This window comes from Microcoleus sp. LEGE 07076, from assembly GCF_015207455.1.
GTDB lineage: Bacteria > Cyanobacteriota > Cyanobacteriia > Cyanobacteriales > Microcoleaceae > Microcoleus.
Map to the genome: position 1 here is coordinate 14,192 of NZ_JADEWV010000043.1, position 25,517 is coordinate 39,708.

Consider the following 25,517-nt stretch of genomic DNA (forward strand, 5'->3'; position numbering starts at 1 on the left):
ACTACTAACCTGCTTTGTAAGCGGCCCAACCACCGCGATCGGAAATATCTTCCCATTGGTATTTCTCTACTAACTCGCGGGGGTAGAGGAAAGCTGTTAATACTTCCCCGTCTTCCAAAATCACATCTGATGGATACATATGTGGGGGTTCTCCGGTTGCAAGCTGTTCAAAGTCTTCTGAAGTTAGTTCGTACACTTCTCCGGGAATTGATACGCCTCCTGTCGCCACTTCGTAAATTGCAGGATGCCAGCCATTTTCTGCAGAGTGTAAGCGGTAAATCGCACGAGTTTTGGCTTCTCTGATGAACTTTGCCTCTCCCAGGTTGCTGTTGTCCGGCTGACCCCGAAGGGCTGAACCGCAAATGAATACTCGTTTAGCTACAATTGTTGTTTGACTCATATCACCCGATCGATTAAAAATTGTGTTCTTTTTTACAGTTAAATTGCTGCGATCGACTTTATATGGAAAATCATCACCTTGGTTTTTTACGAACTTCCTGCATTGTCACCTGCACTCAAAACAAAACACCCGGTTTATTTTTGGTGCTGTGTTTTGCCTACAGCAGTTTAAGTCCCAAAGCCGATAGCGTTTTGTAGGCAATACTACATTATTGTACATATTTAACTGATATTGCATACAGTATACAATACTTAGTTAAACGACTAATCATACAAGATCGATCGCCTCGTTAAATTTTTAAGAATAGGAGAATATGAGATGACAGTTACGCTAGCACTTTCAGTCAACGGTTCGCGCCTCAACCACAGCATCGCCCAACTCGCCGAAATCGGCAAATTACCGGGAGGAGGAGTCAGTCGGGTAGCTTTTACCAAAGAAGATTTGCTCGCCCGCAAACTGGTTGAGTCTTGGATGGTAGAAGCAGGGATGACAGTTCGGATTGACGCGGCCGGAAATACGATCGGTAGATATGCTGGATTGCGCGAAGGTGCCGCACTAGCAACCGGTTCTCATATTGATACCGTTCCTACGGCGGGCCATTTTGACGGAGTTTTGGGAGTTTTGGCAGGAATTGAAGTCGTGCGAGTATTGCGCGAAAACGGCCTGCGCTTGGAACATCCCATCGAGACGATCGTATTTACCGACGAAGAAAGTACCGTTATCGGCTGCAAAGCAATGGCGGGAAATACAGTCAGCGATCCAGAACATTACCGCCGCATTGATGGCACTTCCATTCAAACTTGTTTAGCACAAATTGGCGGAGATTGGTCAAAAATTGCCGAGGCAAAACGCCACCCCAAAGAAATAGCAGCTTTTGTGGAACTGCACGTCGAACAAGGAGGCGTTTTGGAAAGTACCGGATCTCAAATAGGAGTAGTCCAAGGCATTGTCGGACAGTACCGCATGGGAGTGACAGTAACAGGTCGCCCCAATCATGCGGGTTCAACACCGATGCACGCCAGAAAAGATGCGCTGGTAGCCGCTTCGCAAATGGTACTAGCAGTCAACAAACTGGGAGTAGAAACACCGGGAGAACAAGTAGCAACGGTAGGCTACTTAAACGTTTGGCCAAATGCTACGAATACTGTGCCGGGAAAAGTTGAGTTTAAAATCGACTTGCGCGATTTGTCTCAAACTAATTTAGAACAATTGTTAACCCAAATGAAATTGGAGTTTAAAGCAATAGCTTCTGCCACCAAAACCGAAATTGAAATGACTCAATTGCTGCACGTACAGCCGACCCTAGCAGCACCAAAGATTCAGAATGCAATTGTAGAAGTTTGTGAAGAATTAGGCTTGAGTTACACGCATTTAATCAGCAGGGCCGGACATGACGCTCAAGAAATCGGACGCTTTACTGATATGGGGATGATTTTTGTGGCTTCTCGGGGCGGCATCAGCCATGCAGAGGACGAGTATACTTCCCCACAACAGTGTACTCAGGGGGCGAATGCGCTGCTGCAAACGTTCCTAAAGCTCGATCGGCTTTACGGATAGGGCGATCGATAATCTCATTCCTGAACGCACTCCCGACAAAGAAACCGGGTTTTTTATTTAATCTGTAGGTGACAACGAATAATTTTCGTGAAAAACCCGGTTTCTGGTCACCCGTGCGATCGCGAACTAAATCTGCTTTCAAAGCGATGTAGGGTGCGTGACTGTGAATAAAATTGTGCGATAGTAGAATGCCTCAGTAGTCACCCACCGCAACTTTATACAGCAGAATTTTCTCAGCGAACTTAGTATTATATCATTAGTTTATGGCAACAAAAACGCAGTAGCAGTTTAATGGATATCAACACCCAAAAAGAAGAATTCAGCTATGCTTGCATTTACGCCATTGCCTCAGCAGCGGGGTGCATCTGCCAGCGAACAACTACTCCTCTAGACAGACTGGGTGTAGACCTAATTATTACTGGAATCGCAGAACCAGGTTTACCCAACTTTCCCATCCTTTACATTCAAGTCAAATGTACCTCAAGAGAGTTCCTCAATGAAAATAGCCTTCGCTATCCTCTGAATATTAAAAACTACGAAGAATTGAGAACAAACAATGCCTACCCTCCTAGGATTATAATTGTAGTGACTGTTGCCGATCGACCCAAGGACTGGCTGCAACAGACAGAAGCGCAACTCTGCTTAAAACGCTGCGCCTATTGGATATCATTAAAAGGTGCAGCACCCACTGACAATAAAGAAACCGTCACTATTTCGATACCCAGAACAAATATATTTTCTGTTGATGCTCTCACAACTATCATGCAGCGTATCGCAACCGGGAGACAACTATGAATGTGACAATTAAAGATATTGAATTGCTCAAAAATCTCCAACCTGAGAAAATCAGCGACTACCTAGAATCAACAGGTTGGAAGCAAGCGCATAAAATAGATGACATTGCTATTATTTGGAGGAGTGGCAATTTCACCTCAGAAACGCCTCAAATTGTTCTACCTTTAAATTGTGAGCTTCTAGACTTTCCCCTGTCTATGAGCTTGATGCTTGAGACATTAGAGGCTATCGAAAATCGATCGCAAACTGAAATTTTAGCAGACTTAATTACCGGGCTTCCCAATACAACTATTCAGGGAGTCGTGATGCAAATTCACACGCCCAACCCCGACAAATTAAGTGGCGAGATTACCTTGTTAGGCGTGATTGCCGACAAATTACACAAAATCAAAACCGAACTTGCAGACAAAGATTATATCCTAGCCATCAAAGCTTATCAAGAACGCTTGCCTTTCCTGTGTACGGGAGATTTAATCAAAGAAAATCAAACTTTCATTCTCAAAAATCCCCGCAACTTTACTCTAGATGATTTATGGCAAAATTAACAGATAATGTTACAGGAGTGAAAGGGCTGGCACTCTTGGCACCGCCCCTACAGAACAAATATCCGCATAAATCTTACTTGCTAAAACTCTAGCCAAATTAACAGGTACTGCATTCCCAACCATTTTGTAGCCGTCAGCAATATACTTGTACTTAAAAATAAACTCATCCGGGAAAGTCTGAACTCGCGCACACTCTCGCACAGAAAGCCGACGGTAAGGCTGGGGGGAATTCGGATCGAAAATGCGCTGATCTTTGCCAACCAAAATCATTTTACTAGCTTGAGGGTGCAGAGGTGCGTGTCTACCGCTTGCCTGAATTGTAAAGGAAGGTTCACCCCAACTTCTAACTCGATTCCGGGACATATAAATGCTGGAAAAACTCAAATCTGCACATTCGTGATTTGCGACAGAATCGTGATAATTATCTACTTTACTCTTGACTGGAATTGGGGCGATCGCCTGCAAATCAGAAATTGCATCTTGCAGCGTCAAAACCTCGGTTCCAGGTTCGGGAAACTCAAAACCAAAACCCAGATTATGACGATAACCGATCACAATCACCCTTTGCCTATCTTGCGGCACACCAAAACTTTTAGCATTCACCAACTTGAACGAAACCCGATACCCAATTTCCTCAAACTGCGATAATATATAAGTGAAAGCATCCTGATTTCTAGGAGCCAAAATACCGCTAACATTCTCAGCTAAAAAAAACAAAGGCTGCTTGTCCCGCACAATTCTGATATACTCCCAAAAAAGCTGACCCCGACTGTCATCAATTCCCCGTTTCGCGCCCGCCGCACTCCAACTTTGACACGGAGGCCCGCCGATAATCCCAACACAGTCAGGAATTTCATCAGAATTAATTTTTCTGATATCTCTGCGATCTAAAATAGTGTCAGAATGGTTGAACTCGTAGGTATCCCAAATAGTGCGATCGTATTCATTCGCCCAAACCGGATTAAAACCAGCCAGACGAAAACCCAAATCCAATCCACCACAACCCGCAAACAGAGAAATAATATTCAAAGCCACCTTTTGTTACCCGCAATAAATACAATAAATAAATAATAAAACTTTCTTTGATGAGATATCTGTCTCTTACTTCTCTCACTCTGCGCCCTCTGCGCCCTCTGCGGTTAAAGAAAAAAATATAATTCACAAACAAACAGAATTTATAATCCTCAATGAATGCAAACTCCATCCTCAAATCTTACCAACACTTCGGCGTCCACCTCGGCCTCGAAAGAATTCACCAACTCCTCGAAAAACTAGACAACCCCCACAAACAAGTACCCATTATCCACGTTGCCGGTACAAATGGCAAAGGTTCCGTTTGCGCTTATCTCTCATCCGTACTCACAGCAGCAGGTTATCGAGTCGGGCGCTACACATCCCCGCACTTAATCGATTGGACAGAAAGAATTTGTATTAACCAAAAACCAATTTCTCCAATAGCATTGCAAGACTGTCTTGAAAAAGTTGTCAGCGCTGCGGAAGGTAATACAGAAAGTCCGACTCAATTTGAAATCATCACCGCTGTAGCTTGGCTGTACTTCGCCGAACAAAAAACCGATATCGCCGTGATCGAAACTGGATTGGGAGGAAGACTAGACGCGACTAATGTTTGCGACAATCCCCTTGTCAGTGTGATTACTTCTATCAGTCTCGAACACTGGCAAATACTCGGCCCCACTGTCGCCGATATTGCTGGGGAAAAAGCTGGTATTGTCAAAGCAAATTGTCCGGCAGTTATCGGAGAATTGCCAGAATCGGCTAGAATAGTAATTGAAAAATGTATCCAAGAATTAGATTGTCCGGCAACTTGGGTAAAACCAGCTAAAGATTTAGGACAAGGATTAGCAGAATATCAGTTAAGTCAAAATACTGTTAAAATAAGATATCAACTGCCGTTGTTGGGAAAAATTCAACTGATGAATTCAGCAATGGCGATCGCCACTATCGAAATTCTCCAAAACCAAGGATGGCAAATATCCCAAAGTGCGATCGCCAACGGAATCGCCCAAACTCAATGGCCGGGAAGACTTCAGCAGACAACTTGGAACAATCGCAACATCCTGATTGATGGCGCGCACAACCCCGCTGCTGCGATCGCCCTGCGCGAATATGTAGACAATCTTACCACTTCCCCGTCCCCGATTAACTGGGTAATCGGCATTCTGGCGACGAAAGACTGCGATGATATTTTACAAGCATTACTCAAAAAGGGCGATCGACTGTATTTAGTACCCGTACCAGAACCCAATTCAAAATCCCCAGCAGAATTAGCAACCATCGCCCCAAAAATTTGTCCAGAATTAACACTCTGCCAAACGTTTAGTGATTTAAAAACAGCCTTAGATGTTGCTGTTGCAGAGGACAATTTAACAGTTCTATGCGGTTCTCTGTATCTCATCGGTCATTTCCTGCAACAACAAACCTCTCCTCTTCATTCAGCATCCATTTGCGGTTAGTAAGGTGCGTCAGAACCAAAACTCTCAATCATCCGCCTAGAAATCAGTCTGACGCACCCTACATATCTCTGCAACAACAAACAATCCCATTACAGTTAATTCTGCCAAATTTTGGGTTGTTTAAACACGGGAAATCCATCAGGACTTTTCACTATTTTTCCCTGTTTGTCCCGTTCGACATCACAAAATACATAGTTACCACTTTCATCTTGCATTAGACCTGGTTTTCCATCAATAATTTGGTAAGCAGGACGATCAAATTGAACAATGTCTTGATTTTCGACAATTAATCCATTTTCATCCCGCAAAATCGGACAAGTAACTAATTTATCCTCCTCATCAATGACCCAAGAATTAGTGGCCGGATCTAACAATAATTCCGGGTAAATAGGTTGACCGCTAGATGACTTCAGCAATTCACCTTTGTCATCCACTAAGGGCATCAAGAAAACAGGTTCTCCTTGAGAATCGCGCAAGAGTTCGTTAGTTTGCGGGTGGCGCAGCGGAATTGCTCTCGGTGCCGGCAATTCGACATCGGGTAATTCGGGATGGGGCGGATGCAAGCTGGGTAATTCAACATCCGTTGCTATGTCGTAATGGCGAGTATATTGCACTGCGGCTTTGGTAAATCCAGCCCGCTGCAACATGGCTTGCATACCGGATTGATCGGCTGCAATTAGTAAGTCTATATCGCTAACTTTCATAGTTTTAGCATGGGCGATCGCAGCTTTTGCTAGCATTTGAATTGCTTCTGATTTCCGATGTTCTGGCTGAACGTACATCCCCAAAACGGAACCGACTCGGCGGGATTGAAAGGGGTTTTCAATGTGGTGTTGCTGAATCAAGTATTCGGGGATATTTGCGGGCGGGGCTTCGTCGTAATAGTAGATAAATAGACAGCCGATAATGCTGTCGCTGTGTTCTAATATCCAGCAGAAAGAAAGGGGTTTTTCGATTTGGTTGGTGACGTATTTTTCAAAGTCGAAGTTAGGTTTGACCAGCATTGAGGGGTCGATCGCTTCGCGTTCAGCAGCGAATGCTTGCCATAGGAGGGCGAGTCCTTTCTGTCTTCTACGGTGGCTAGACGGTGGCTGTAAGGGGCGATGGGGGCGATCGGTATAGTTGCGGCTGTCATCGGTTTTTGGGGGGTGAATTTGCTCCGAAGGTGAAAGCCTTCTATTGTGTATTGGGATTTCGCGGGGTATTTTTACGCAAAATCCGAGTTTTTGTAATAAAAGTTAATATATGGGACTTACGATGATGCCCAGAAACCGGGTTATTACGAAAATACTTGGTTACAGAACGCAAAAACCGCCAAAAACCCAGTTTTTTCGATCGAAGTGGGTAAATTCTGGATGAATCGCGCTACAAAATCGTCAAATAAGTTTCTGTTGGACTGATGGGTAACGGTTTTAAAATTTGATTTTGTAAATCAATTTCTAACCCCAAAGCTTCTAAAGGTATGACTCCCAAAAGAGCATCTTTACCTCCCGGTAATTCCAAGCACTCGAAGGTTCCTTCCCGATCGAACATTGATATGGTAGCGTCTCGGAAAATTCTGGCTTTGCCAATGCCCATTGCGGTGGCTACGTCTACTTCTTTGAGGAGTTTTAGTCCCAGTTTGGCGATCGCGTCTTGTGACAAACACAAGGTAGTTGCACCTGTGTCTACTAATACATTTTTGAGGGTTATCGATCGAATTTGGTCTTCTGATTTCACCCCTGCCTCTGCTAGAATTTGGTCGGCGCGGTTAATGATTGTCAGAGTGGCGAAAAGTTTTCCCATTGCTTTGTTGGTTTGAGTTTGCATAGTTGTTTCCTACTGAATAGTGGGACTGATTACATCCTTTAATTGTAACTTTTTTTGATTGGCGATCGGACTTTTAAAAAGCGGGCGATCGATCGCGTGGATCGAGAAACCGGGTTTCTTGCTAAATATTTCGGTGGGGTGTAAAAGCGAGCGCAGAAACCCGGTTTCTCGGAGAGAGGTGCGATCGCACAGGTTTCTGTTTGTTGAGATTTTTGCCAAGGGCGATCGCACATTTTTATTAGGCAGTTAACAGTATTGGCAATTCGCTAACTTGCTGAAACTGCTGTCGAATTTGAGCAAGGATGTTTTCATCTACAGTTTCAACATCATAAGCTGTACTATCTACTGCGGTGATAATTAACCAAGGCTGATTTTCATTTAGACGCTGGCCTTGAAATTTGCCGTCAATCACTTGTGTAATTTCCGCTGCCAATTGTAACAATAATGCACCGGATATCCATTGCTGAGTATCGGCGATTTGATGGAGTTGTTCGGCTGTTATTCCCAGACATTCTAGGTGGGAAATTTGCCACTGTGTTGTTAAAACTGCGGGTGCGATCGCTTGTAGGATATCTATCAAGTTTACAGCTAAGAAACCATCAGTGGTTTGGTCGGTAATAGTAATGCCTTGCATGGTTTTGACTCCTATTTTTAGGGTAAATCTAGAGGAGAACCGCCGCCACCTTGTCTTTTAAAACCCGATCGCGGGCCAATTTGGGGATTGTTGAGTTGCCACAGGTGTTGATGAGGGGGTGGCGCATGATTGGGACGTGGGTTGCCATTTCTATAGGTGGGACTTGGTGAAGTCAATGTCGCGGATTGGATAGCCGTTAGCATCAAATTCACGAGCTTGATAGATTCTATTGTTAATTATGTCCCATCGCAGTTGTGAATGTGGGCCAGTAGCGTTGGTATCGGGTAGGGGTTTGCTATCACTGGGTAAGCGATTTGGCTCTTGTTCCTCAAATACTGGTGTAGCGTCGGCATAACGTGAGTGGATTATTCGATCGGAGGTGGACATGGCTCTATTCTATGGTTGGAGCTTGTCCTATAGTAAGGCGTTCTGATGGCGATCGCTCTTCTAATTATAGCATCGCACAGGTTTCTGGTTGTTGAGATTTTGGTAAGGGCGATCGCGTGGGGTGCAAAGGCGGATCGCGACTCGCTAGTAAAAGGGAGTGGGAGTTTTTGATTTGTTGCAGGATGTTTTGAGAAGACATAATTACCTCTGAGTTTTTGATGAGATTTTCGGGGTTGGCTTGTAACCCTTAAGGTTTGATTTAGCCCAAGTAGCAGCACCACCTTCTCCAATAGCCTCACTAATCTTGATTTTTAGTGCTGGATTTGCTTTCTCATAAATCTTACTGTAATCATGAACTTTAGGAAAAATTGTATCCAATATTTTTCCGTCTTTTTCTACAAATTTGACTACCTTCGATAATTTATGAGTTTTTATCAAATCGCCTAAAGGCAATTCACTGACACCAGATAATGCAGCTTCACCAAAGCTTTTTAATGCTTGTGCATTATTCCCACTAATAAAATAAAAGACTCCTTCACCTACATAAAGAACTGCATTAGTAGCGTCTGCTCCTGGTATGAAAAAACCGAGAACATCTAATGATCCATGAATCCCGTTAAGACTAGGTTTCCCTTTTAGAGGAATAGATTTTCCAGGAGTATATGCAGCAAAAGAAAAATTGTTGTTATCAACAAAATGGAAGAACAATATTTATTCCTCAACAAAATTGTTTTTTTCCCAAAAAAACCCGCCGTAATCCCCACCTGAGAGACTAAAAAAAATGCAGCAATTAATCGCATAACTCGGCGGTTGAAACCGCTACTACAGAAACGAAGTCCGCCGACGCGGACTAAAGAATAAAGTTGTAGGGTGAGTCAGCGAACTATTCTCTCAATAATCGACAATGCAAAGCTGACGCACCTACTAAAACTAACTTCTCTCTCTGCGCCAAGAGCGCTCTCTGCGGTTCACAAATCCCAATTTATTCCTCAACAAAATTGTTTTTTTCCCAAAACAAACCCGCCGCAATCCCCACCTGAGAGACTAAAAACAATACCGCAATTAATAGCTTTTGAAAACCCGCTGCGTGGCCAAACGGATAAATTAGCAAATTCAGATAAAATGACGGATGTTGCAGTTTTCCCTTACCCGCCCGTTTCGAGATAATTTGCCCAAACAAAAAAGCACCTCTGCCGTAATTGAATTGCTGCTGCCAAAACTTGCTCAGAGTTAGTGCGTGGGAGTGATAGACTGTAACTTGGGGAGCGTAGACCGCACGGCCTCCCAAATTGAGCCAGCGAAAGCAAAATTCCCGGTCTTCTCCAGCAGCTAAAGAAAAAGTTGTGTCAAACCCGCCGATTTGTTGGAAAGCCAGGGCGGGAAGGGCAAAATTGTTAGAAGTAAAAAATTGTGCGCGATCGCCAATAGTATTATAGTAACTGTAAAGGTAATCGATCAGTTGCTGGCTGGCAGTAGAATAAATGTTATCCGGCAGCGCGTTGAGAGTCCGACCTCCGATTAAGCAATCCGGTGTTTCCCCAAATCGCTTTTCCAAATTTTGCAGCCAATCTGTCGCCACAGTACAGTCATCGTCTGTAAACACTAAAAATTTGCCTACTGCGGTAAAACCTCCAGTATTTCGTGCCGTTGCCGGGCCGGAGTTTGGTTGTGTCAGAAGTGTGAGATTTAGCTGATTGAGAAAAGGGGAAATTGTACTTTCTACAGATATTTCTGTGCTGTCGTTGACGACAATGACTTGAAACTTATCGCGCGGATATTCTAGGGCCACAAAAGATTGAATACAAGCCGCTAATTTGTCGGGGCGATTGTAAGTCGGAACAATAATTGAAAATAGAGTCTCAGCTTGGTTCATGATAACTAATAACTTTTAATTTTTCAAGCGATACAGCACTGGCTCAGTATTAAAGTCTTTGCCAAAAACTGGTTGCAGCGGGCCGTCGGAACTTGTCAGCCAAGACAAAGCTTGTTTGGTGTATTCGTCTGTCTCAGTCAGGGGCCCGAATCCCACAGTGCTAATTTTATTTTGTCGCAGGTTGTCTATCCATGCCGGAATTCGATCGCTTCTAAACGGCACGTATAAAACTTGTCTGTCCAAATTTCTCCCGTAAAACAGGTAGCTGCGGGAACTTAAAAAGAAGCCTATTCTTTCATCGGGTACTGTATTTTTATCGATATACTTGTAAATGCCGCGATACAGTTCGGCGCGAGCAATATTTCGTTTTTCCCTCGCCACCCAAGTAGCACTTACCATTAAGGCTATACACGCACAAATTATGATTGTACGAATCGGTTTTTTGAGGCGGGCGAGTTGATTTTTTAACTCGATTAAACTGGGATTTTGCTTCAACAAAATCCCAGCAAATAGCAGGAATCCAATATAAAGTAACGGGTAGATTCCTAAATTTTGCCAACTGGGAGCTAATATTTTTATCACAGTCTTGATGGCTTCCCCGAAATTTGATTTGAATTGGTCGATCAAGCCGCTTCCCCAAACAATAGTTGTTCCGGTAAAAGAAGCTTTTTTAATAAGGTCAAAAATTGTGCTGCTAGTAATGCCGAAAATACTGCTGGCTAAAACAACTGCGACAACAACTCGATTTCGAGTTTTTAATTTAGTGGCTGTAGCTGCGGCTGCGATGCCTAGCAAGCTTAAGAAGGGAAATCCGTATCTGAAATTGAAACCGAGTAAAGGGCTGATTTGACCGATCGACTCTCCCCCAGTACCGGAGGTGTAAGGTGTAATTAGATACAGAATTCCGGTGCTGGTGAGAACTACAGTCAGAATAATATTGTTTCGATCGATCGTTCTAATTTTACCTTTGATCGCAGTTAGAGGTGCTGCCAATACCTGAAGTGCGATCGCCAGAAATGGCAGTTGTAATCTCACGAGAGTTTGCCAGCCGAGAGTTTGCCAGTGAGAAATATCGCGGGGATTGAATTGAGCGGCTAAAGTGCTTTGCCAAATCTTGAAAGACGGCGCAACTGGCGGCGCAGGTAAGGTAGGTGTTGGCTGCTGTACCGGAGGTGTGGGCGAAGGTACGGGAGACGGTAAGGGAACAGGCTGTAAGGGAACTTTAATCTCGCCACTATTCCCGACAGGATAATTAATGTGCAGCAAGTTTCTGGCATACCAAAAACCTCCTAAAAATAAGCAACAAACTATGCCACACAGCAAGACTGGTTTGAGAAAGCGGCGAATTCTCCAATTAGCTGGTGTGGATTTTTTGTTAACCGCAAATCTTTGAATTTCTAAGATTGCTAATCCTCCTAAGAGTGAGGCTGCATAGACTATGCCGGTGATTTTTATTCCGGCTAGCATTCCTGCGGCTGCTAAAAATAAGGATAGTTCGGATGGCGATCGGCTGCTGTGATAGGATAAACCGAGATACAAACCCGCTGTAAATATGGCCGCTAGCGGTAAGTCTGGGTGAATGGTGTTAATTTGGTTGAGCACCATCGGTACTGTCAATACTAAAGATGATGCTGCCATAGCGTGGATTCGGGTCGCTCCAAATTTGGAACTCAATAGATAGACGGCAATTCCTTCAATTACCCAGGCAATTAGCAGGGGAAAAGCTGCGAAAAAGTCTTCCTTGAAGGGGAGTACGCACAAGGCAGATAAAACGTGCCAGTTGTAGGGATATACTCGGGCTTGCTCTTGTTCAAAAATCCAATTTCCGGTGACATCTAATAGTGTAAATGAATGGGTTTGATACCATCGGGCGATCGCACTCAGGTGAAACCACAATGAGTCATAATTGGTTGTGGGTTTGGTTGCTAGGGTTTCCCACAGCACAAATCCAGCAAAAGCGGCGGCAAAAATAATTAGGAATTCGGATAAGCCCAGAGGTTGCTTGAGTTTGGGAATCTGCGACTGCCATAAGGTAGAATTTCTGTGTTTTTTGGTAGAAAGCCCAATTGTGCCGATCGCACAAATCACAATTTCTACTATAATGATCGCAGAAATATTTAGGCGATCGGCACTCCCCAAGATCAAGCCAATACAAACTTGTACAATGCTCCATCCCGTCAAAAGTACGAGGACAAAATGAGGCAACGAACTTTTACTGTTTTCGTTCTGATTCTCGAAGGCAAGAGACAAGCTTAAGGGAATTGGCCCGACTACAATAATTAGAAATAAAATTAATTCCCACAAGTGCTGCGCTATTAACATAGGCTGCAAGTTCCCAATTTTTATTGGATTTTCCACATTACCAGGCTTTTGCCAGTAAAGTGTTTGTAGTAAGGAGTGCGAGTCCTCTCGTCCTGGACGCACTATAGCAGAAGGAAGGAAGAAGGAAGAAGTCGATGTGAAAATGCAGTCGCCGCAATATTTTCAGCGTTCCAGAATGTCCTAAACGTCGGGCGCGGTTGCACCAAACGAGAAACCGGGTTTTTTTTACCTAGATTAATGGTTTTCAGCAATTATTTTGGTTGAAAAACCCGGTTTCCGATCGCCCCTGCGTAAGTTCTATCCCGATCGAAATCTGAGGAGAGGACTTTAGTCCTCACTACAAACCTATTTGATTGTCCTCGTTGTTGAGCTGCTCCCCAATTTTTATCTGCTAGCTTGCTTCTGGGTTTTGGGTTTGACGGCTTCCTTGTCTTTGATGCCAGAAGTGTCAGCTTTTAGCAATTCCGGGAATGGCGGCTGGAGGTTGTGAACTTCGATGTCCATTCCCAGCGGCAGAGGTGGAAGCTGAGGCAGATCGTTTTCTAAATCCTTGAGTCCGTTAGCGCTTTGTATTTCGACGATTTTCGGCATTTGCGGTACTTTTGCCGTTTCCAACGTGCCGATCATTTTTGCTACGGCGAATTCTAGCTGAGCGCCTGGGTCGATCGCCACCCAACCCCGATCGGTCATTTGCCGCACCTCGAAGTGGAGGTGAGGCCCTGTAGACATTCCCGTACTGCCGACTCGGCCGATGGTCTCTCCCTGTTTCACAAACTCTCCGGGTTTCACAAACAGTTCCGAAAGGTGGCCGTAGAGAGTTTCCTGAGACTGTTTGTTGTGGTCTAGAACCACTGTCAAACCGTAGCCGCCCAACCAATCGGCGATCGCCACTTTACCTGCATAAGCCGCCAGTACGGGCGTTCCCATCGGAGCTCCCAAGTCTGTTCCGGTGTGAAACCTGCCGTAGCCCATAACTGGATGAGTCCGCCACCCGAAAGGCGAAGTAATTTCGGCAGCAATAGATAGCGGAAACAGCAGGCTTGTGTTGCCATTTCCGGGCTTTCCTAAAGGACGGGGCGTGAGATTGTAGTAAGCAAAACCTGTATTGCTGCCGCTGCTGACACTCACGGCACCGACTTGAATCGGCCCGAGTCCCATGCTGGGCGGTGGAGCCTGGTAGCCGTAAGATGCAGGGTTAACTGAGTACCCTCTCTCTGCTGAGTACCCTCTCTCTGCTGAGTACCCTCTGTCTGCTGAGTACCCTCCGTCTGCTGAGTAGTCGCTGTCTGCTGAGTACCCTCTGTCTGCTGAGTACCCTCTGGGTTTATAAGCCGATTGACCCCGGTTTTCTTGCCCCCAAACCTGGTTGCCTATGTGTTCGAGGGCTCGATCGACTTTATTGGCAGAATTACCGCTATTATTTTCGGCAAAATTTCCCCGAACATTTCCCCGAATATTTTCCCGAACATTTCTCGGAAGATTGTCCGGAATGTTTTGTGGCAGATTTTGTGGAGCAGGGGGTGCAATATATGAGTTACCTGCGATCGGAGTTTCCGGGCTGTAATTGGGTTCTTCTGCGATCGGAGTTTCCGGCCTGTTGCTGGGAGGGGCTGCTTCGGCCCTGACCGGCTCGGAAACAGCGGCAGTCCCGCACGAACCCTCTGAATACCAGGAACCTTCGCAGCCGCTTGATCGCTCTGCAAACTCGATTCTTGTTGGCGGTTCGTAGTAGTCGCTGGTAGCACCAGCGCTGTAGTCTGTTTGGTCGCTTTCAGCGTAGGCTGGGTTAACTGGCGCTTCAAAAGGAGGCTCCTGGGCCGTCGCTTCTGGCAGGGGAATCAGCGCCGGTTCGGGCAAATAATATTGGGCAGGAGGTGCTTCTGTGACGTAATCTGACTGCCGAGGCGGTTCGGCATAGACAGGCTCGGGAGCCGGAGCTTCTGCCTGCGGTTCGGGGTACGGTTCTGGCTCCACTTGGCTCAATGCCGGTTCCGGGGGCGGCAGAGGTGCTTCAAATAGCGGCTGGAGGTCTGCGGCGCTGGGGACGGCTTGTTCTGCTGGCGGAGTTTCGGTTTGGGCCCACACTAGACCTTTGCTGAGCAGTCCCAAACTGGCGAGGCAGCCCAGTCCCACCAGCAGCGAGCGATCGGACAACAGGCGCGATCGAGTCCGGGGGCCTTTAGGGTTATTTTTGGGCTCTTTGGTGTTCAAATGAGCTGTGATTTGTTTGTCTGGAACAGGTTTCACGATTTTTTTTCCCAACTCAACAGGGGACGCAAGGAGATCGAAGTCAGTCTATTTGAGATTTGAGGTTTGAGATTTACTTGCAGCATTAGAATCTGGGAGCAGGAATCTTAGTCTCAAGTTTTGGGCTGCTGGCGACAGGAGTCTTGGAGCAAGTATCTGTTTTTTGGCCTGGTCTGGATCGAATGTCTGGCAATCGGGATCTTTAAATACAGAAAATACAGAAACTTAACTGATTTTACCTGGCTGGAGGCAATTTTTTTAGCGCGTCGAACCAGCTAGAATGCTGCTGCGTCGATTGGAGGTCGATGCCCCCTGGTTTTTGGGTTTCCGATTGCAAGGCAGCGATCGCTGCCTGTCAGGGCCACAACGATGATAGCGCTTTGGCGTTCCGGCGTGTTAATTATCTGTATTTCTCGGGTCGCGCCAAATTTCCGCAGCGTCCACCGCAGTTAACCGCCTCCATCATGCCGATTTTTTTTGATGAAAGCCGATGATCGCGCGCATTTTAAACTCCCTCGCCAAAATTGTTGATTGCTTAGAATAGAATGCAAATGATTCGCTTGGGGATGGATGGGTTTCATGACTGTAGCTGGCGATCGCCCGACAAATTTTTCTGACTCTCAACACACCGGACAAGCTGGGGGGAGCGGTTGGCAGTGGCAGAACTCGGAAGGTCTGCCCTATCTGACTTGTAGCCTGCTCTCTCGGTGGTCTCACGGCTTTTTTACTCGCGATTTCTCGCCCCAAGGCCCGATCGAGCTGACACAAGTTCTCGCACCCGGAGCCAAGGTTTACCGCCTCCAGCAGGTACACGGCAATGCGGTAGTCAAAACAGGTCAGTTGCACCCTGTTGTGGCTCCAGTGTCGCCCGCCACCGCTCAAACCTATGTTGAAGCTGATGGTTTGGTGGCAGAGCGCGAGTTTGAGGCGCTATGGGTTTGCTCGGCTGACTGCGTGCCGGTGCTGATTGCTGACGATCGTACCGGACTGGTGGCCGCCGTTCACGCGGGTTGGCGCGGGACTGCTGCTAAGATATTACCAGAGGCGATCGCTCAACTTGTGGCCGCCGGCAGTCAATTAGAAAATCTGAAGATTGCTATGGGGCCGGCGATCGCTGGAAAGGTTTACCAGGTATCTGTGGAAGTGGCAGCGTCTCTGGGAGCGGCGATTGCTCCCAGAGACGCTGGTGCGACAGCCGAGGGCATTCTAGAGTTTTTGCAGCAATTGCCAGAATCTCCTGTAGTGGCAGATCCAGAACCGGGAAAAGTACGCTTGGATGTTCGCCTCTGCAATGCTCTGCAATTGCAGCAATTGGGAATCGATCTTTCTCAAGTGACGATCGCTCCTTTCTGTACTTATTCTGACTCGGGTCGCTTTTTTTCCTACCGCCGCGATCGACTAAAAAAAATCCAGTGGTCGGGAATTGTCAGCGCCTACAGGACAAGTTAATGCTCACAGCATTCGGCAGCAGGTAAAATTTGAGACAGCTAAGGTAAAAACAAAAATCTTTGGATTCATAATTGTTTATTTCCTGTTGCCGAATGCCTTCTACTTTTTTCTACCTTCGCAAGGTTTGCTTGTTCCTGTCCGATCGGCTAAAAAACTACCAGCAAAACTTTTGGGAAAGCGGCCGCGAACCCCCGCCCCGCTTTCCTCTCTTGTTAAGATTGCACTATAACGAGAGTCTCGGGCGGGTTATTAAAATCAATGACCCAGCGCTGGTGGCTCAAAAATGCTTAGCGATCGAAAGGTTAACTCCCGGTTAACCATAACATCCTACACTTTCAGACCACGGCGGTTCACACCGCCCGCTCGCATCCCTCTCAGGTCTAAAGACGCTGAGTTTTCCGCATACTAATAAGTTTTATGAGTGAGCCAACTCCCTATCAACTGCTAGAAGTCGATGAAGATGCTTCCTTTGATGAAGTGCAAGAGGCCCGCACCCGTCAGGCAGAGCAGTACAGCGGCGACAAAAAACGTTTGGAATCGATCGAAGCTGCTTATGACGCGATTCTGATGGATCGCCTGCGACAGCGACAGGAAGGTAAAATTAAAGTGCCCGAACGCATCCGCTTTCCCGAGCGACTGACTCCGCCACCGGCAAGCTTTACTCCGTCTCCTCCGTCGGGCAGTCCTGCTTGGTTGCAGCGGCTGATCGATACTCCTAGCCGATCGGACATTTTGTGGCCGGCTGGGGTGTATGCGGGGTTGGGCGGACTCAGTATTTATCCGGCGGCTAATGATTCTTTACTACAGTTGACTCTGGCTCTTGGAGTCGGCTCTTGTCTTTATTTTGTTAATCGCAAGGAACAAAAATTTGGTCGGGCCGTGCTGCTGACTGTGGCTGGCTTGGTTATAGGCTTGGTGCTGGGAGGTCTTTTGGGCCCTTTGCTCAGTACAGCATTTATCTCAACAGAGAAACTTATTGCTTTGTTTACGTTTTTAACTCTGTGGCTGGTCAGCAGTTTTCTGCGATAGTTCAGTAGTCAGTAGTCCTTAGTCATTAGTCAGTTGGTAATTGGCAGTTGGCAGTTGGTAATTGGCAGTTGACTGTTGACAGGAAAGTTGTTGGCAGTTAGCCCGAAAGCATTAGCTAATAACAACTAGCAACTAACAACTGACAACCGTCAGCCGTCAACAGTTAACAGTCAACAGTCATTAGTTAGCAGTCAGTCGATTTTGGATTGAAAACTTGACTCGACAGATGAATCTGGGAGCTTGAACAAAAGTCTAAAAGTTGGCGATCGACTATCAGGAGTCGAAACCTTCTTTTTTTGGCATCGCCAGCAGTCAACAACTAATAATTGTGGAATCAAAACCTGAGACAAATAACATCAGCTAACAATAACTAACTAACTAATGACAACTGACAACTGACAACTGACAACTAACTACTACCTAAAATCATCTCAACTGCTTCGCTCAAATTGTTAGCAATCAAATCCGGTTGGTGCATTTCTAGTTGAGTACGATCGCGAATTCCGCACAAAACACCAATTACCTTGACACCGTGCGTTTTTGCCGCTATCATATCCGCCTCGGTATCCCCCACCATCCAAAGCTCAGAAGCCGGCGGCAGCTCGGCGAGAGCTCTTGCCATCAGCAGCGGCTTATCTTTGACATCCCCGGTTTTGACGTAATCGTTGGGGAGGCAATAGCGACGGTTTTCTGGGAAAAATTGCCCTAAATTGCAGCGCGTGAAAGCTTCGTCTAGTTCCCTGACACGGCGCATGGTCATCACCGTTAAGTCTACTCCAGCCCGCTGCACCTTCTCTAAGGTTTCCACTGCACCCTGAGCGGGTCGATCGTAAATCAGGTAAGGGAGAGTGTGGATGGTTTGACGGCGCTTCTGGGCAAATTCCAGGGATTGAGCTGCGTCTAATCCTGAAAAAATGGCGATTTCGGTTTCCGGAACCCGTGCCCGCTTCATGTCCCAAAACTCGGCTAAGGCGAGTTTGCGGACTGGTTGACCCTCGCGTTGAGTCTCGGCCAGACAGTCCAGGTAAACTCGGTAATAGCGGTTGGACACGTCCACGATTGGGCCGTCAAAGTCAGTAATAAGTCTCAGCATTTAGCAGAGTATTTTCCAGCTTTTATACAAATTGTTGGATATTATATCACTTCAAGGTAACAGATTATTTACAAAACTTGACACAAATACCCTGAGCAGGTAAACTCTATATAAATGGTGCTAATTAAAGGCAACAGTTAAATTAAACTGTGCCCATCCTCAACTGTAGCGGTTGTAACCAATATCAGGGAATCTACAATTAAGAAGTGCAGCACAAATAGTGCAAACCGCTATATTTAATTAATCAATCTAGCCCTAAATCCAGGCTGAATTCAGGCTGAGTTTAAATAATTCTTCAAAACATTAGCTCGAACTCATATTCGGCTAACTTTGTCTAGAACAAAAAAACTTCTTAGAAGAGTCGAATTTACAATTTGGTTAAATTAACCAACCGTAAAATTTGGTTGCACCTGTCAAGAGTTAAAACCCGCATATTAATAGCTTGGGACTTGCTCGTAGAACGCGTATTGATTTATCGTTGCGAGCGAAAGCAAAGCTTTCACAAACATAAATTGCTCCAGGCAGCCTCTGAGGCTATGTAAAAGCATTTTTTTGGGGAGTGAGAGGGTGTCCGCCCGCTTATAAATATGTAGCGATATCGCGACATTTTGGACTACAAAAGTAAAATGAGGTGCACCCTTTATCTTAACAGTTACATCAGCAAAGTAGCAGTAAAAGAACAACTAATTTTACCTATTAACCTTTGAGATTTATGTTATACAATGACGAAATACTGCCACCATTAAGTTTGCGTACCTGCTCCAAAAGTATTAAGAATCTTCTAGACAAGCTGTTATCCTTGCGTCGAATTGAATTTGTCGCAGTCGATCGAGAACTGAAAATTCAAGAAACATCCTTGAACGTGCAAGAGTTTGCCGACATTCCTAATGAAATCGAAAAAGGTAAAGATGTGCGCGACAGTTTTCCCGAACTGATCGGAATTGAAGAACTGCTAGACGATATTATTGAACAACGACAGCCAAGTTTTCAATTAAACTCAGTAACAAGAGTTTTAACTGATGGTTCTTATTTGTATCTAGATTTGTATATCTTTGGTCAAAAAGAACAGCTTAAACCTGAAAGATTAATTATTTTCTGCGAAAACGTAACAGACACTGTTTCAGTTCAGCAAAGTATGGTTCAGGCAGCCAACGAAAACAGTATTAAAGTCGATTACTTGGCTAATGCTCGCGATTATATAGATCAAATACTTGACTCCATTAATGATATTTTATTGGTAACAACGGAATCTGGAAAAATCAAAAAAGTCAATAAATCCACCCAACAATTATTTGGATATACCGAATCAGAATTAATCGATAAACCCATCTCGATGATTGCGGCTGATGAGGAATTATTGCGTCAAGTTAGCCAGCTACCTCCTGAACTGAAAAATGAATCTTGGCATCAAGTAAAAGTAGCTTGCACAACTAAAAAAGGTTCAAAGCTGACAGTTGCATTTTCCTGCTCTACTATCCAGACAAGCATAGAAAGCAAGCACTATGACAACAAAAGCATACAAAACTTTGTCTGTGTGGGCAGGGATATCACTGAGGAACAGCGGATAAAAAAGCGTCAAGCAGCACAGTATGCAGTAGCTCGCATCATGTCAGAATCTGGTTCTTTAGAGAGCACAACTCCGAAAATTTTGCAAGCTATCTGTGACAGTTTGGGATGGGATGTTGGCGAACTTTGGACGCCTGTGGATGAAAAAGAAACTAAATTTGATGGGAAAAATAGTGGCGACCAAATACCATTACTGTTCGCTGCACCAGATAATGTTATTGAAGATGTGCCTTTTTTGTTGCGAGTGGGAGTTTGGTGGCGGGGGACTGAAGTTGGGGAATTTGTGGAAAATTCCCAGCAGATTAATCTAGAGCCGGGTGCGGGTTTACCGGGAATAGTTTGGAACACAGGCTTTCCTCAGTGGATTACGGATATTCTCAAAGATCGCAATTTCGTGCGATCGCACTTAGCAGCTACAGCAGGATTGCGATCGGCTTTCGGTTTCCCGATTCGCGCCAGCGGTCAAATTGTAGGGGTAATGACTTTTTTTGCTCGGGAAAAACAGCCTCCCGACGAAGATTTGCTTCAGATGATGGCGGCTGTCGGTTCTCAATTAGGGCAGTTTGTCAAGCGCAAATATGCGGAACAAGAACTGCAAGAAGCTGAAGCTTCAATCCGATTTTTGTACCAACAAGAAAAACGGCAAAGTGAAGAACTAGCTCACCAAAACTTAGCTTTAGAACAAGCCAAGTTAGAATTAGAACGAGCTAATATGGAATTGCAGCGGCTCGCTTCGGTAGACGGTTTGACTCAGATTGCTAACCGCCGCTGTTTTGACAAAACATTGGAGTTACAATGGCAGTGGATGGAGCAAGAAAAAGAGCCGCTGTCTTTAATTTTGTGCGATATTGACTTTTTCAAACTCTATAACGATCGTTACGGGCATCAAGGAGGCGACGAATGTTTAAAACAAGTAGCGGAGATTTTAAACAGCAACGCTCAACAGGACGGATATCTAGCAGCCCGCTACGGCGGCGAAGAATTTGCGGTGATTTTGCCGCGAACTGATATGCAAGAAGCAATGCGGGTAGCTAAATCAATTCGCAGCCATGTGAAAGCTGCGACAATTTTTCATGCTGCTTCCAAGGTAAGTAAGTTTGTAAGTCTCAGTATAGGTATTTTTACTGCTGTGCCTGCTGTCGGTTTATCGATTGAGGGGTTAATTGGAGAAGCGGATCGCGCGCTTTACCGAGCTAAGCTAGAAGGGCGCGATCGTATAGTTTGCCTTCAGCACCCCGTTTAATCATTGGGGCGGATTTGCCAATATTGTGGGTTTGAACCGCTATATTGCACCATTCGTGTGGAACCAGGGCGGGTTCACCCGCATCTTAACTTCCCAACCAAAATATCAATAAACCCCCGCCCAACTAACAACTCCATTCCTGGTAAAATAATCAGGAATCAGGTTTTATAAACCCAGTTTGTCTGATACAGCATATTCCATGTGTAGCATTTCGATTTCTCATATGAGCTGCTGCTGGCCAAACTAGGCATACCTCACCACGCTTGAGAACCGCTATAGGTGCAGTACGCGCCTAACTGGGTTTCTTGAACACCCATCAGTTATCCAGCAAAAACTGTAAAAAAAAACACGTTTCTGGGGTGTAGTTAATAAACCTGGAATAGGCTGTAAAGATGGGGTGAGACCACAGAATATATACGAATCAACCGAATTTATAAGTAATATCGTTTCCGGTTGCCTCGGAATGATTTAACCTTACTAGGGCGCAGAGAACACAGAGGAGAGGAAGACAAGAGAGAGGTGAATACAGGACGATGAAGCGCGGATTTGATCAGACTGGATTTTACAATTGGGATGCTACCGAATTTCTAAGTAAATCAGCGCGAAAAAACAATCTTCGTGCTCTGTAGATAAGTCCTAACGGTATTTGTCCGAAAATCGCCAAAGTACAAATTACCCACAGAATTGAACAGAGAATTTTGGGGCGAGAAAGGAGTATGTTCTGATGATTGTGAGAGAAGCTAAAATTGCTGACGCACCTGCAATTGCACGAGTTAATCTAGACACTTGGCGGACAGCTTACCGAAAAATTGTACCGACAGATTACCTCGCGCAACTGTCATATCAAAAACGAGAAAACAACTGGCAAGAAATCCTGTCAAACGTCAAAACTACTGGGGATTTTGTCTGCGTTGCTGAGAATGACTCGGGAGAAATTGTGGGTTTTGCTGCGGGCGGTTGCGAGCGTACTGGCAAATATGTTTATCAAGGAGAATTATTTGCTATCTATATTTTGGAGGAATATCAGCGTCAAGGAATCGGACAGCAACTTGTGCGAGCAGTTGTTACAAACTTGACTGAATCAAGCTTTAATTCGATGCTTGTTTGGGTACTGGGAGACAATTCAGCCTGCAAGTTTTATGAGTTTTTAGGAGGTAAAAAAGTGGAGGAACACCAAACAAATAAAGCAGGAGTTGCAGTCAAAGAAATTGCCTACGGTTGGACTGATATCGCAGTGCTGAAAGACAGGCTTGCTTGAGCCTAAAATTTGCAATTTTATCAATTATCGATTAAATTTCCCCTCTTCATTTGTTCCCGTTCAATTGCCTCAAATAAAGCTCGAAAATTCCCCGCCCCAAAACCTCCAGCTTGCACCTTTTTACCGTTAATTACAGAAACTCGGCGCTCAATAATCTCGAAAAAGAAAGTCGGTTCGGCAAAAATTGGTTGAGTAAAGATTTGGAGCAGCATCGCTGCGGGAGTATTTTCTGGCCAATCTACCAAGACTTGAGAAGCTGCAATTGCTTGCCAATCTTCAGGCAAATAGTTTTGCCGCTGTCGCAATTGGGAGTAATATGTTGGAGGAACGGGCAGAAAAGGCAAACCGCGCGATCGCAAATCGGCAACAACCCTTACAATATCGGTAGTTTGTAAAGCCATGTGCTGAATTCCAGACCCCCGATTTGCACTCAAAAACTCTTGAATTTGAGAATTAGTCGATGCCGGTTCGTTAATCGGGAATTGCACCCCACCTTCAGCGTGCACCATAACTTGGCTTCGCAAAGCCGACTTTTCAGTTTTAATGTCAAAATTTTGCTGCGGCACAAAACCTAATATTTTTTGATACCAACTAACAGCACTTGACAAATCGCCCGATTCAACGTTTAAAACTACATGGTCGATTAGTGTAAACAGCGACAGCTTACTAGAAGCGGGTAGCGCTAAATTTTCTCCTATTTGCTCAACCAGCGTGTGGCTTAAATCTCCCCAACCAGCGATTTTTGCTTGCTTAAAACAGCCTGCTGCTGTTAGGTTATTTTGAATCGGTTCCAGAATTTTAGCGCCTGCGGCGGCCGCTCTAGCTACTGCTAATTCGATATTTTTTACCCGAAAACCCACATCGGCAATTCCGGGAGGATGAAACTTCAACCAACTAGCAGCGGGACTAGCGGATGTCAGGGGCGAAGATAAAAGAAAACATACATTACCGCTGCTGACAGATTCAGTGCTAGTGTGGCTGTTGAAAGAACCTGCGATTGATTTAAAGCCTAAGTGGCTGACAAACCAGTCGCGGGATACTTTAGCATTTTCTACGTAAAAGTGAATGCGGTCGAACTCCATAATCAATAATTGAAAATGGAAAGTGAAAAATGGAGATTCGGCTGATTTTTAGTAGGAAACTGCAAAGTAAAGACAGAGGAATGGATATTTTTCATTTGTTTTTAAAGCGCTGGCTTAATAATAACGCAAAAAATCAATATAATCACTCCCTCCGAAGGTAGAAATACATCGGCATTTAAAACCCACATTCCGCACTTCTTAACACAGTCAAAAGTATTTTGACGAGAAAACGTCATCCTAAGAATTTAACCTCAAAACATTCTCAATAATTGACAGCTATTGATAACACATAAACACTTATTAACAAAGATTCCTATTTATACATATTAGCGGAATGCTTGTCTACAAAGAATTACAGCCATTTTTTACATAAAAGTCCCCACTTAATGTTAAGACCTGCCGAATGTGGGTTAAAAGAAACTCGGTATCTGGGATAACTTGAGTTTGGTGGGGTGTCTCCGTCAACCGGTCAGGTTCGGCATCAGTACGCAGTGCTGTCTGGCGTGTTAAGTTTGAATTGCATAAATAGCAAAAAACCGCTATTTCACGTTGGGATTTTTGAGACTTAAAGTAAAGAAGATTGCTTGGGGGAGTTATATCAATTCCGGTTGCACCGTCAGGTGATTGTTGGCTGTTGATTGTTGACTGTTGACTGTTGACTGGCGGGTGGAAAAACAGAATGGTTGAGTGTTAACGGTTGATTCGATTTTATGATTCCGATGCAACAGTCCACGATATTAGGTTTCAGAATCAAAACACTCAAACTTAGCAACCTGGTTGCTGGTACTGGAAAATCGATTTGAAATTTGAGATGGGATATTTACTGCACAGATAAATCTAGAAGCTTAAACTTTGGTAGAATTTTTAACAATTTCCACGACTTAAGTCGAGAGATTGCACCTTTTTTTTGGCAGAAAAACGATGTACTACCCACCAGAAAAACTCGTCGGCTGTGTAATGTACAGGTTACAAACTACTAAAAGAACAAATGACTCTCGGGCTGAATATTAATTTCTAGCGGCACAGCTTGCGGGTCAGCAGCAAGAGCAAACATAATCGCATTTGCAGCAGTTTCAGGAGTTAGCATTTTTGACCTGTCTACCTTTAAACTCACATTATCCCAAAACGGAGAATCGACCCCGCCAAAATAGAATAGCGTAAATTTAATGCCGTAGCGGCGCAGCTCATCTGCCATGCACTTGCTGAAACCAACTACTCCAAACTTGGAAGCGCAGTAAGCTGTGCCCATCGCCATCGAATGCTTGCCCAAAATCCCGATGACGTTGCAGATGTGGCCGGATTTGCGCTCTTTCATGACATTGGCGGCTGCTTGAGAAGTGTAAAAACTGCCTTTCAAGTTCAAGTCAAGCATCGCATCTAAATCAGCGGGTTCTAGCTTGTTCCACTGCTTGAGAATTCCGGCACCGGCGGCGTTTACGAGGGCATCAATTTGTCCGAAATGTTCGACTGTTTTTTGCATCAGGGTTTCGACTTGTGGCAAATCGGTGATATCTGTCGGTACGCAAAGTACCTCTGCTGCGGAAAATTGGCTAGCTAAAGCGTCTAATTTACTGCTGTCTCTGGCGGCGAGCACTAGCGTCGCACCTGTATCGGCGAGTTTGCGGGCTACTGCTGAACCGATGCCACCAGTTGCACCCACCACAACCACAACTTTGTCTTGCATATCCCTTTACATTTCTTTACGTCCAGATTGTATGATAACTCAAGTTGCTAGTCAGTGGGGATTGGGGCTG

General features: G+C 45.0%; 23 protein-coding genes. 8 read left to right on the plus strand and 15 right to left on the minus strand.

Translation table 11 applies throughout. The annotated features are described in order from the left end of the window. Positions 1–4: 4 nt before the first annotated feature. A complete protein-coding gene (locus IQ270_RS09940; protein ID WP_193973060.1) occupies positions 5–400 on the minus strand; it encodes a gamma-glutamylcyclotransferase in 396 nt (131 codons plus the stop codon). Positions 401–718: 318 nt separating this feature from the next. On the opposite strand from IQ270_RS09940, the gene IQ270_RS09945 reads away from it, so the two are divergent. The 3 genes from IQ270_RS09945 (at position 719) to IQ270_RS09955 (ending at position 3,297) form a co-directional block, all read left to right on the plus strand. After that, positions 719–1,957: a Zn-dependent hydrolase gene (locus IQ270_RS09945; RefSeq protein WP_193973061.1), complete on the plus strand. Its 1,239-nt coding sequence runs from the start codon at positions 719–721 to the stop codon at positions 1,955–1,957. A 291-nt stretch (positions 1,958–2,248) separates the two neighbouring features. Continuing rightward, positions 2,249–2,752, plus strand: coding sequence for a DUF4365 domain-containing protein (locus IQ270_RS09950; protein WP_193973062.1), 504 nt, complete (start codon positions 2,249–2,251; stop codon positions 2,750–2,752). Then, entirely contained in the window at positions 2,749–3,297 is a 549-nt protein-coding gene (locus IQ270_RS09955; protein ID WP_193973063.1) for a hypothetical protein, read from the plus strand. Before IQ270_RS09950 ends, IQ270_RS09955 begins: the two co-directional genes overlap by 4 nt. Before the next feature lie 9 nt (positions 3,298–3,306). On the opposite strand, the gene IQ270_RS09960 is transcribed toward IQ270_RS09955, so the two are convergent. Next, positions 3,307–4,332: a DNA cytosine methyltransferase gene (locus IQ270_RS09960; protein ID WP_193973064.1), complete on the minus strand. Its 1,026-nt coding sequence runs from the start codon at positions 4,330–4,332 to the stop codon at positions 3,307–3,309. Positions 4,333–4,484: 152 nt separating this feature from the next. Here IQ270_RS09960 and IQ270_RS09965 point away from each other — a divergent pair, with 152 nt between their 5' ends. Continuing rightward, a complete protein-coding gene (locus IQ270_RS09965) occupies positions 4,485–5,771 on the plus strand; it encodes a folylpolyglutamate synthase/dihydrofolate synthase family protein (protein ID WP_193973065.1) in 1,287 nt (428 codons plus the stop codon). Between the two features lie 95 nt (positions 5,772–5,866). Here the strand turns inward: IQ270_RS09965 and IQ270_RS09970 are convergent, their stop codons facing one another. From IQ270_RS09970 to IQ270_RS32125, 10 genes are all read right to left on the minus strand, one after another. After that, the gene (locus IQ270_RS09970; RefSeq protein ID WP_228056226.1) at positions 5,867–6,775 is read right to left on the minus strand and encodes a GNAT family N-acetyltransferase; all 909 of its coding nucleotides are present in this window, start codon (positions 6,773–6,775) and stop codon (positions 5,867–5,869) included. A 361-nt stretch (positions 6,776–7,136) separates the two neighbouring features. Further along, positions 7,137–7,580 (minus strand): retroviral-like aspartic protease family protein, encoded by a 444-nt coding sequence (locus tag IQ270_RS09975; RefSeq protein WP_228056227.1) that lies wholly within the window; start codon positions 7,578–7,580, stop codon positions 7,137–7,139. A gap of 38 nt (positions 7,581–7,618) precedes the next feature. Further along, positions 7,619–7,813: a hypothetical protein gene (locus IQ270_RS09980; protein WP_193973066.1), complete on the minus strand. Its 195-nt coding sequence runs from the start codon at positions 7,811–7,813 to the stop codon at positions 7,619–7,621. Positions 7,814–7,818: 5 nt separating this feature from the next. Beyond that, positions 7,819–8,214 carry a hypothetical protein gene (locus tag IQ270_RS09985; protein ID WP_193973067.1) on the minus strand — a complete coding sequence of 132 codons (396 nt, stop codon included), beginning with the start codon at positions 8,212–8,214 and terminating at the stop codon, positions 7,819–7,821. 150 nt (positions 8,215–8,364) lie between these two features. Continuing rightward, positions 8,365–8,601, minus strand: coding sequence for a hypothetical protein (locus IQ270_RS09990; protein ID WP_193973068.1), 237 nt, complete (start codon positions 8,599–8,601; stop codon positions 8,365–8,367). Between the two features lie 64 nt (positions 8,602–8,665). Next, on the minus strand, positions 8,666–8,800 hold the full coding sequence (locus IQ270_RS31865; RefSeq protein WP_255532404.1) for a hypothetical protein: 135 nt from the start codon (positions 8,798–8,800) through the stop codon (positions 8,666–8,668). Positions 8,801–8,802: 2 nt separating this feature from the next. Next, the gene (locus IQ270_RS09995; RefSeq protein ID WP_193973069.1) at positions 8,803–9,309 is read right to left on the minus strand and encodes a hypothetical protein; all 507 of its coding nucleotides are present in this window, start codon (positions 9,307–9,309) and stop codon (positions 8,803–8,805) included. A gap of 274 nt (positions 9,310–9,583) precedes the next feature. Next, entirely contained in the window at positions 9,584–10,474 is an 891-nt protein-coding gene (locus IQ270_RS10000; protein ID WP_193973070.1) for a glycosyltransferase family 2 protein, read from the minus strand. A 15-nt stretch (positions 10,475–10,489) separates the two neighbouring features. Further along, positions 10,490–12,796: a hypothetical protein gene (locus IQ270_RS10005; RefSeq protein WP_193973071.1), complete on the minus strand. Its 2,307-nt coding sequence runs from the start codon at positions 12,794–12,796 to the stop codon at positions 10,490–10,492. Positions 12,797–13,180: 384 nt separating this feature from the next. Next, positions 13,181–15,043 (minus strand): peptidoglycan DD-metalloendopeptidase family protein, encoded by a 1,863-nt coding sequence (locus tag IQ270_RS32125; protein ID WP_339384410.1) that lies wholly within the window; start codon positions 15,041–15,043, stop codon positions 13,181–13,183. Between the two features lie 579 nt (positions 15,044–15,622). On the opposite strand from IQ270_RS32125, the gene pgeF reads away from it, so the two are divergent. Then, the gene (gene pgeF, locus IQ270_RS10015; RefSeq protein ID WP_193973073.1) at positions 15,623–16,492 is read left to right on the plus strand and encodes a peptidoglycan editing factor PgeF; all 870 of its coding nucleotides are present in this window, start codon (positions 15,623–15,625) and stop codon (positions 16,490–16,492) included. A gap of 417 nt (positions 16,493–16,909) precedes the next feature. After that, the gene (locus IQ270_RS10020; protein WP_193973074.1) at positions 16,910–17,521 is read left to right on the plus strand and encodes a CPP1-like family protein; all 612 of its coding nucleotides are present in this window, start codon (positions 16,910–16,912) and stop codon (positions 17,519–17,521) included. A gap of 409 nt (positions 17,522–17,930) precedes the next feature. Here the strand turns inward: IQ270_RS10020 and IQ270_RS10025 are convergent, their stop codons facing one another. Beyond that, entirely contained in the window at positions 17,931–18,614 is a 684-nt protein-coding gene (locus IQ270_RS10025) for an HAD family hydrolase (RefSeq protein WP_193973075.1), read from the minus strand. Positions 18,615–19,326: 712 nt separating this feature from the next. On the opposite strand from IQ270_RS10025, the gene IQ270_RS10030 reads away from it, so the two are divergent. Together IQ270_RS10030 and IQ270_RS10035 are read left to right on the plus strand one after the other, a co-directional pair. Further along, positions 19,327–21,423, plus strand: a complete 2,097-nt coding sequence (locus IQ270_RS10030; RefSeq protein ID WP_193973076.1) for a diguanylate cyclase — start codon at positions 19,327–19,329, stop codon at positions 21,421–21,423. Positions 21,424–22,147: 724 nt separating this feature from the next. Next, positions 22,148–22,681, plus strand: coding sequence for a GNAT family N-acetyltransferase (locus tag IQ270_RS10035; protein WP_193973077.1), 534 nt, complete (start codon positions 22,148–22,150; stop codon positions 22,679–22,681). Between the two features lie 20 nt (positions 22,682–22,701). On the opposite strand, the gene hppD is transcribed toward IQ270_RS10035, so the two are convergent. Continuing rightward, a complete protein-coding gene (gene hppD, locus IQ270_RS10040) occupies positions 22,702–23,763 on the minus strand; it encodes a 4-hydroxyphenylpyruvate dioxygenase (RefSeq protein WP_193973078.1) in 1,062 nt (353 codons plus the stop codon). 976 nt (positions 23,764–24,739) lie between these two features. Further along, positions 24,740–25,447, minus strand: coding sequence for an SDR family oxidoreductase (locus IQ270_RS10045; protein WP_193973079.1), 708 nt, complete (start codon positions 25,445–25,447; stop codon positions 24,740–24,742). Positions 25,448–25,517: the final 70 nt, after the last annotated feature.

What these genes read in the sequence shown, in the direction of transcription:
- IQ270_RS10045 (WP_193973079.1), bottom strand. Translation starts at nt 25,447, where the DNA reads ATGCAAGACAAAGTTGTGGTTGTGGTGGGTGCAACTGGTGGCATCGGT.
- IQ270_RS09970 (WP_228056226.1), bottom strand. Translation starts at nt 6,775, where the DNA reads ATGCTGGTCAAACCTAACTTCGACTTTGAAAAATACGTCACCAACCAA.
- IQ270_RS10020 (WP_193973074.1), top strand. Translation starts at nt 16,910, where the DNA reads ATGAGTGAGCCAACTCCCTATCAACTGCTAGAAGTCGATGAAGATGCT.
- IQ270_RS10035 (WP_193973077.1), top strand. Translation starts at nt 22,148, where the DNA reads ATGATTGTGAGAGAAGCTAAAATTGCTGACGCACCTGCAATTGCACGA.
- hppD (WP_193973078.1), bottom strand. Translation starts at nt 23,763, where the DNA reads ATGGAGTTCGACCGCATTCACTTTTACGTAGAAAATGCTAAAGTATCC.
- IQ270_RS09990 (WP_193973068.1), bottom strand. Translation starts at nt 8,601, where the DNA reads ATGTCCACCTCCGATCGAATAATCCACTCACGTTATGCCGACGCTACA.
- IQ270_RS09945 (WP_193973061.1), top strand. Translation starts at nt 719, where the DNA reads ATGACAGTTACGCTAGCACTTTCAGTCAACGGTTCGCGCCTCAACCAC.
- IQ270_RS09965 (WP_193973065.1), top strand. Translation starts at nt 4,485, where the DNA reads ATGAATGCAAACTCCATCCTCAAATCTTACCAACACTTCGGCGTCCAC.
- IQ270_RS09980 (WP_193973066.1), bottom strand. Translation starts at nt 7,813, where the DNA reads ATGTGCGATCGCCCTTGGCAAAAATCTCAACAAACAGAAACCTGTGCG.
- IQ270_RS10030 (WP_193973076.1), top strand. Translation starts at nt 19,327, where the DNA reads ATGTTATACAATGACGAAATACTGCCACCATTAAGTTTGCGTACCTGC.
- pgeF (WP_193973073.1), top strand. Translation starts at nt 15,623, where the DNA reads ATGACTGTAGCTGGCGATCGCCCGACAAATTTTTCTGACTCTCAACAC.
- IQ270_RS31865 (WP_255532404.1), bottom strand. Translation starts at nt 8,800, where the DNA reads ATGTCTTCTCAAAACATCCTGCAACAAATCAAAAACTCCCACTCCCTT.
- IQ270_RS10000 (WP_193973070.1), bottom strand. Translation starts at nt 10,474, where the DNA reads ATGAACCAAGCTGAGACTCTATTTTCAATTATTGTTCCGACTTACAAT.
- IQ270_RS09975 (WP_228056227.1), bottom strand. Translation starts at nt 7,580, where the DNA reads ATGCAAACTCAAACCAACAAAGCAATGGGAAAACTTTTCGCCACTCTG.
- IQ270_RS10005 (WP_193973071.1), bottom strand. Translation starts at nt 12,796, where the DNA reads ATGTTAATAGCGCAGCACTTGTGGGAATTAATTTTATTTCTAATTATT.
- IQ270_RS09955 (WP_193973063.1), top strand. Translation starts at nt 2,749, where the DNA reads ATGAATGTGACAATTAAAGATATTGAATTGCTCAAAAATCTCCAACCT.
- IQ270_RS09950 (WP_193973062.1), top strand. Translation starts at nt 2,249, where the DNA reads ATGGATATCAACACCCAAAAAGAAGAATTCAGCTATGCTTGCATTTAC.
- IQ270_RS09940 (WP_193973060.1), bottom strand. Translation starts at nt 400, where the DNA reads ATGAGTCAAACAACAATTGTAGCTAAACGAGTATTCATTTGCGGTTCA.
- IQ270_RS09985 (WP_193973067.1), bottom strand. Translation starts at nt 8,214, where the DNA reads ATGCAAGGCATTACTATTACCGACCAAACCACTGATGGTTTCTTAGCT.
- IQ270_RS10025 (WP_193973075.1), bottom strand. Translation starts at nt 18,614, where the DNA reads ATGCTGAGACTTATTACTGACTTTGACGGCCCAATCGTGGACGTGTCC.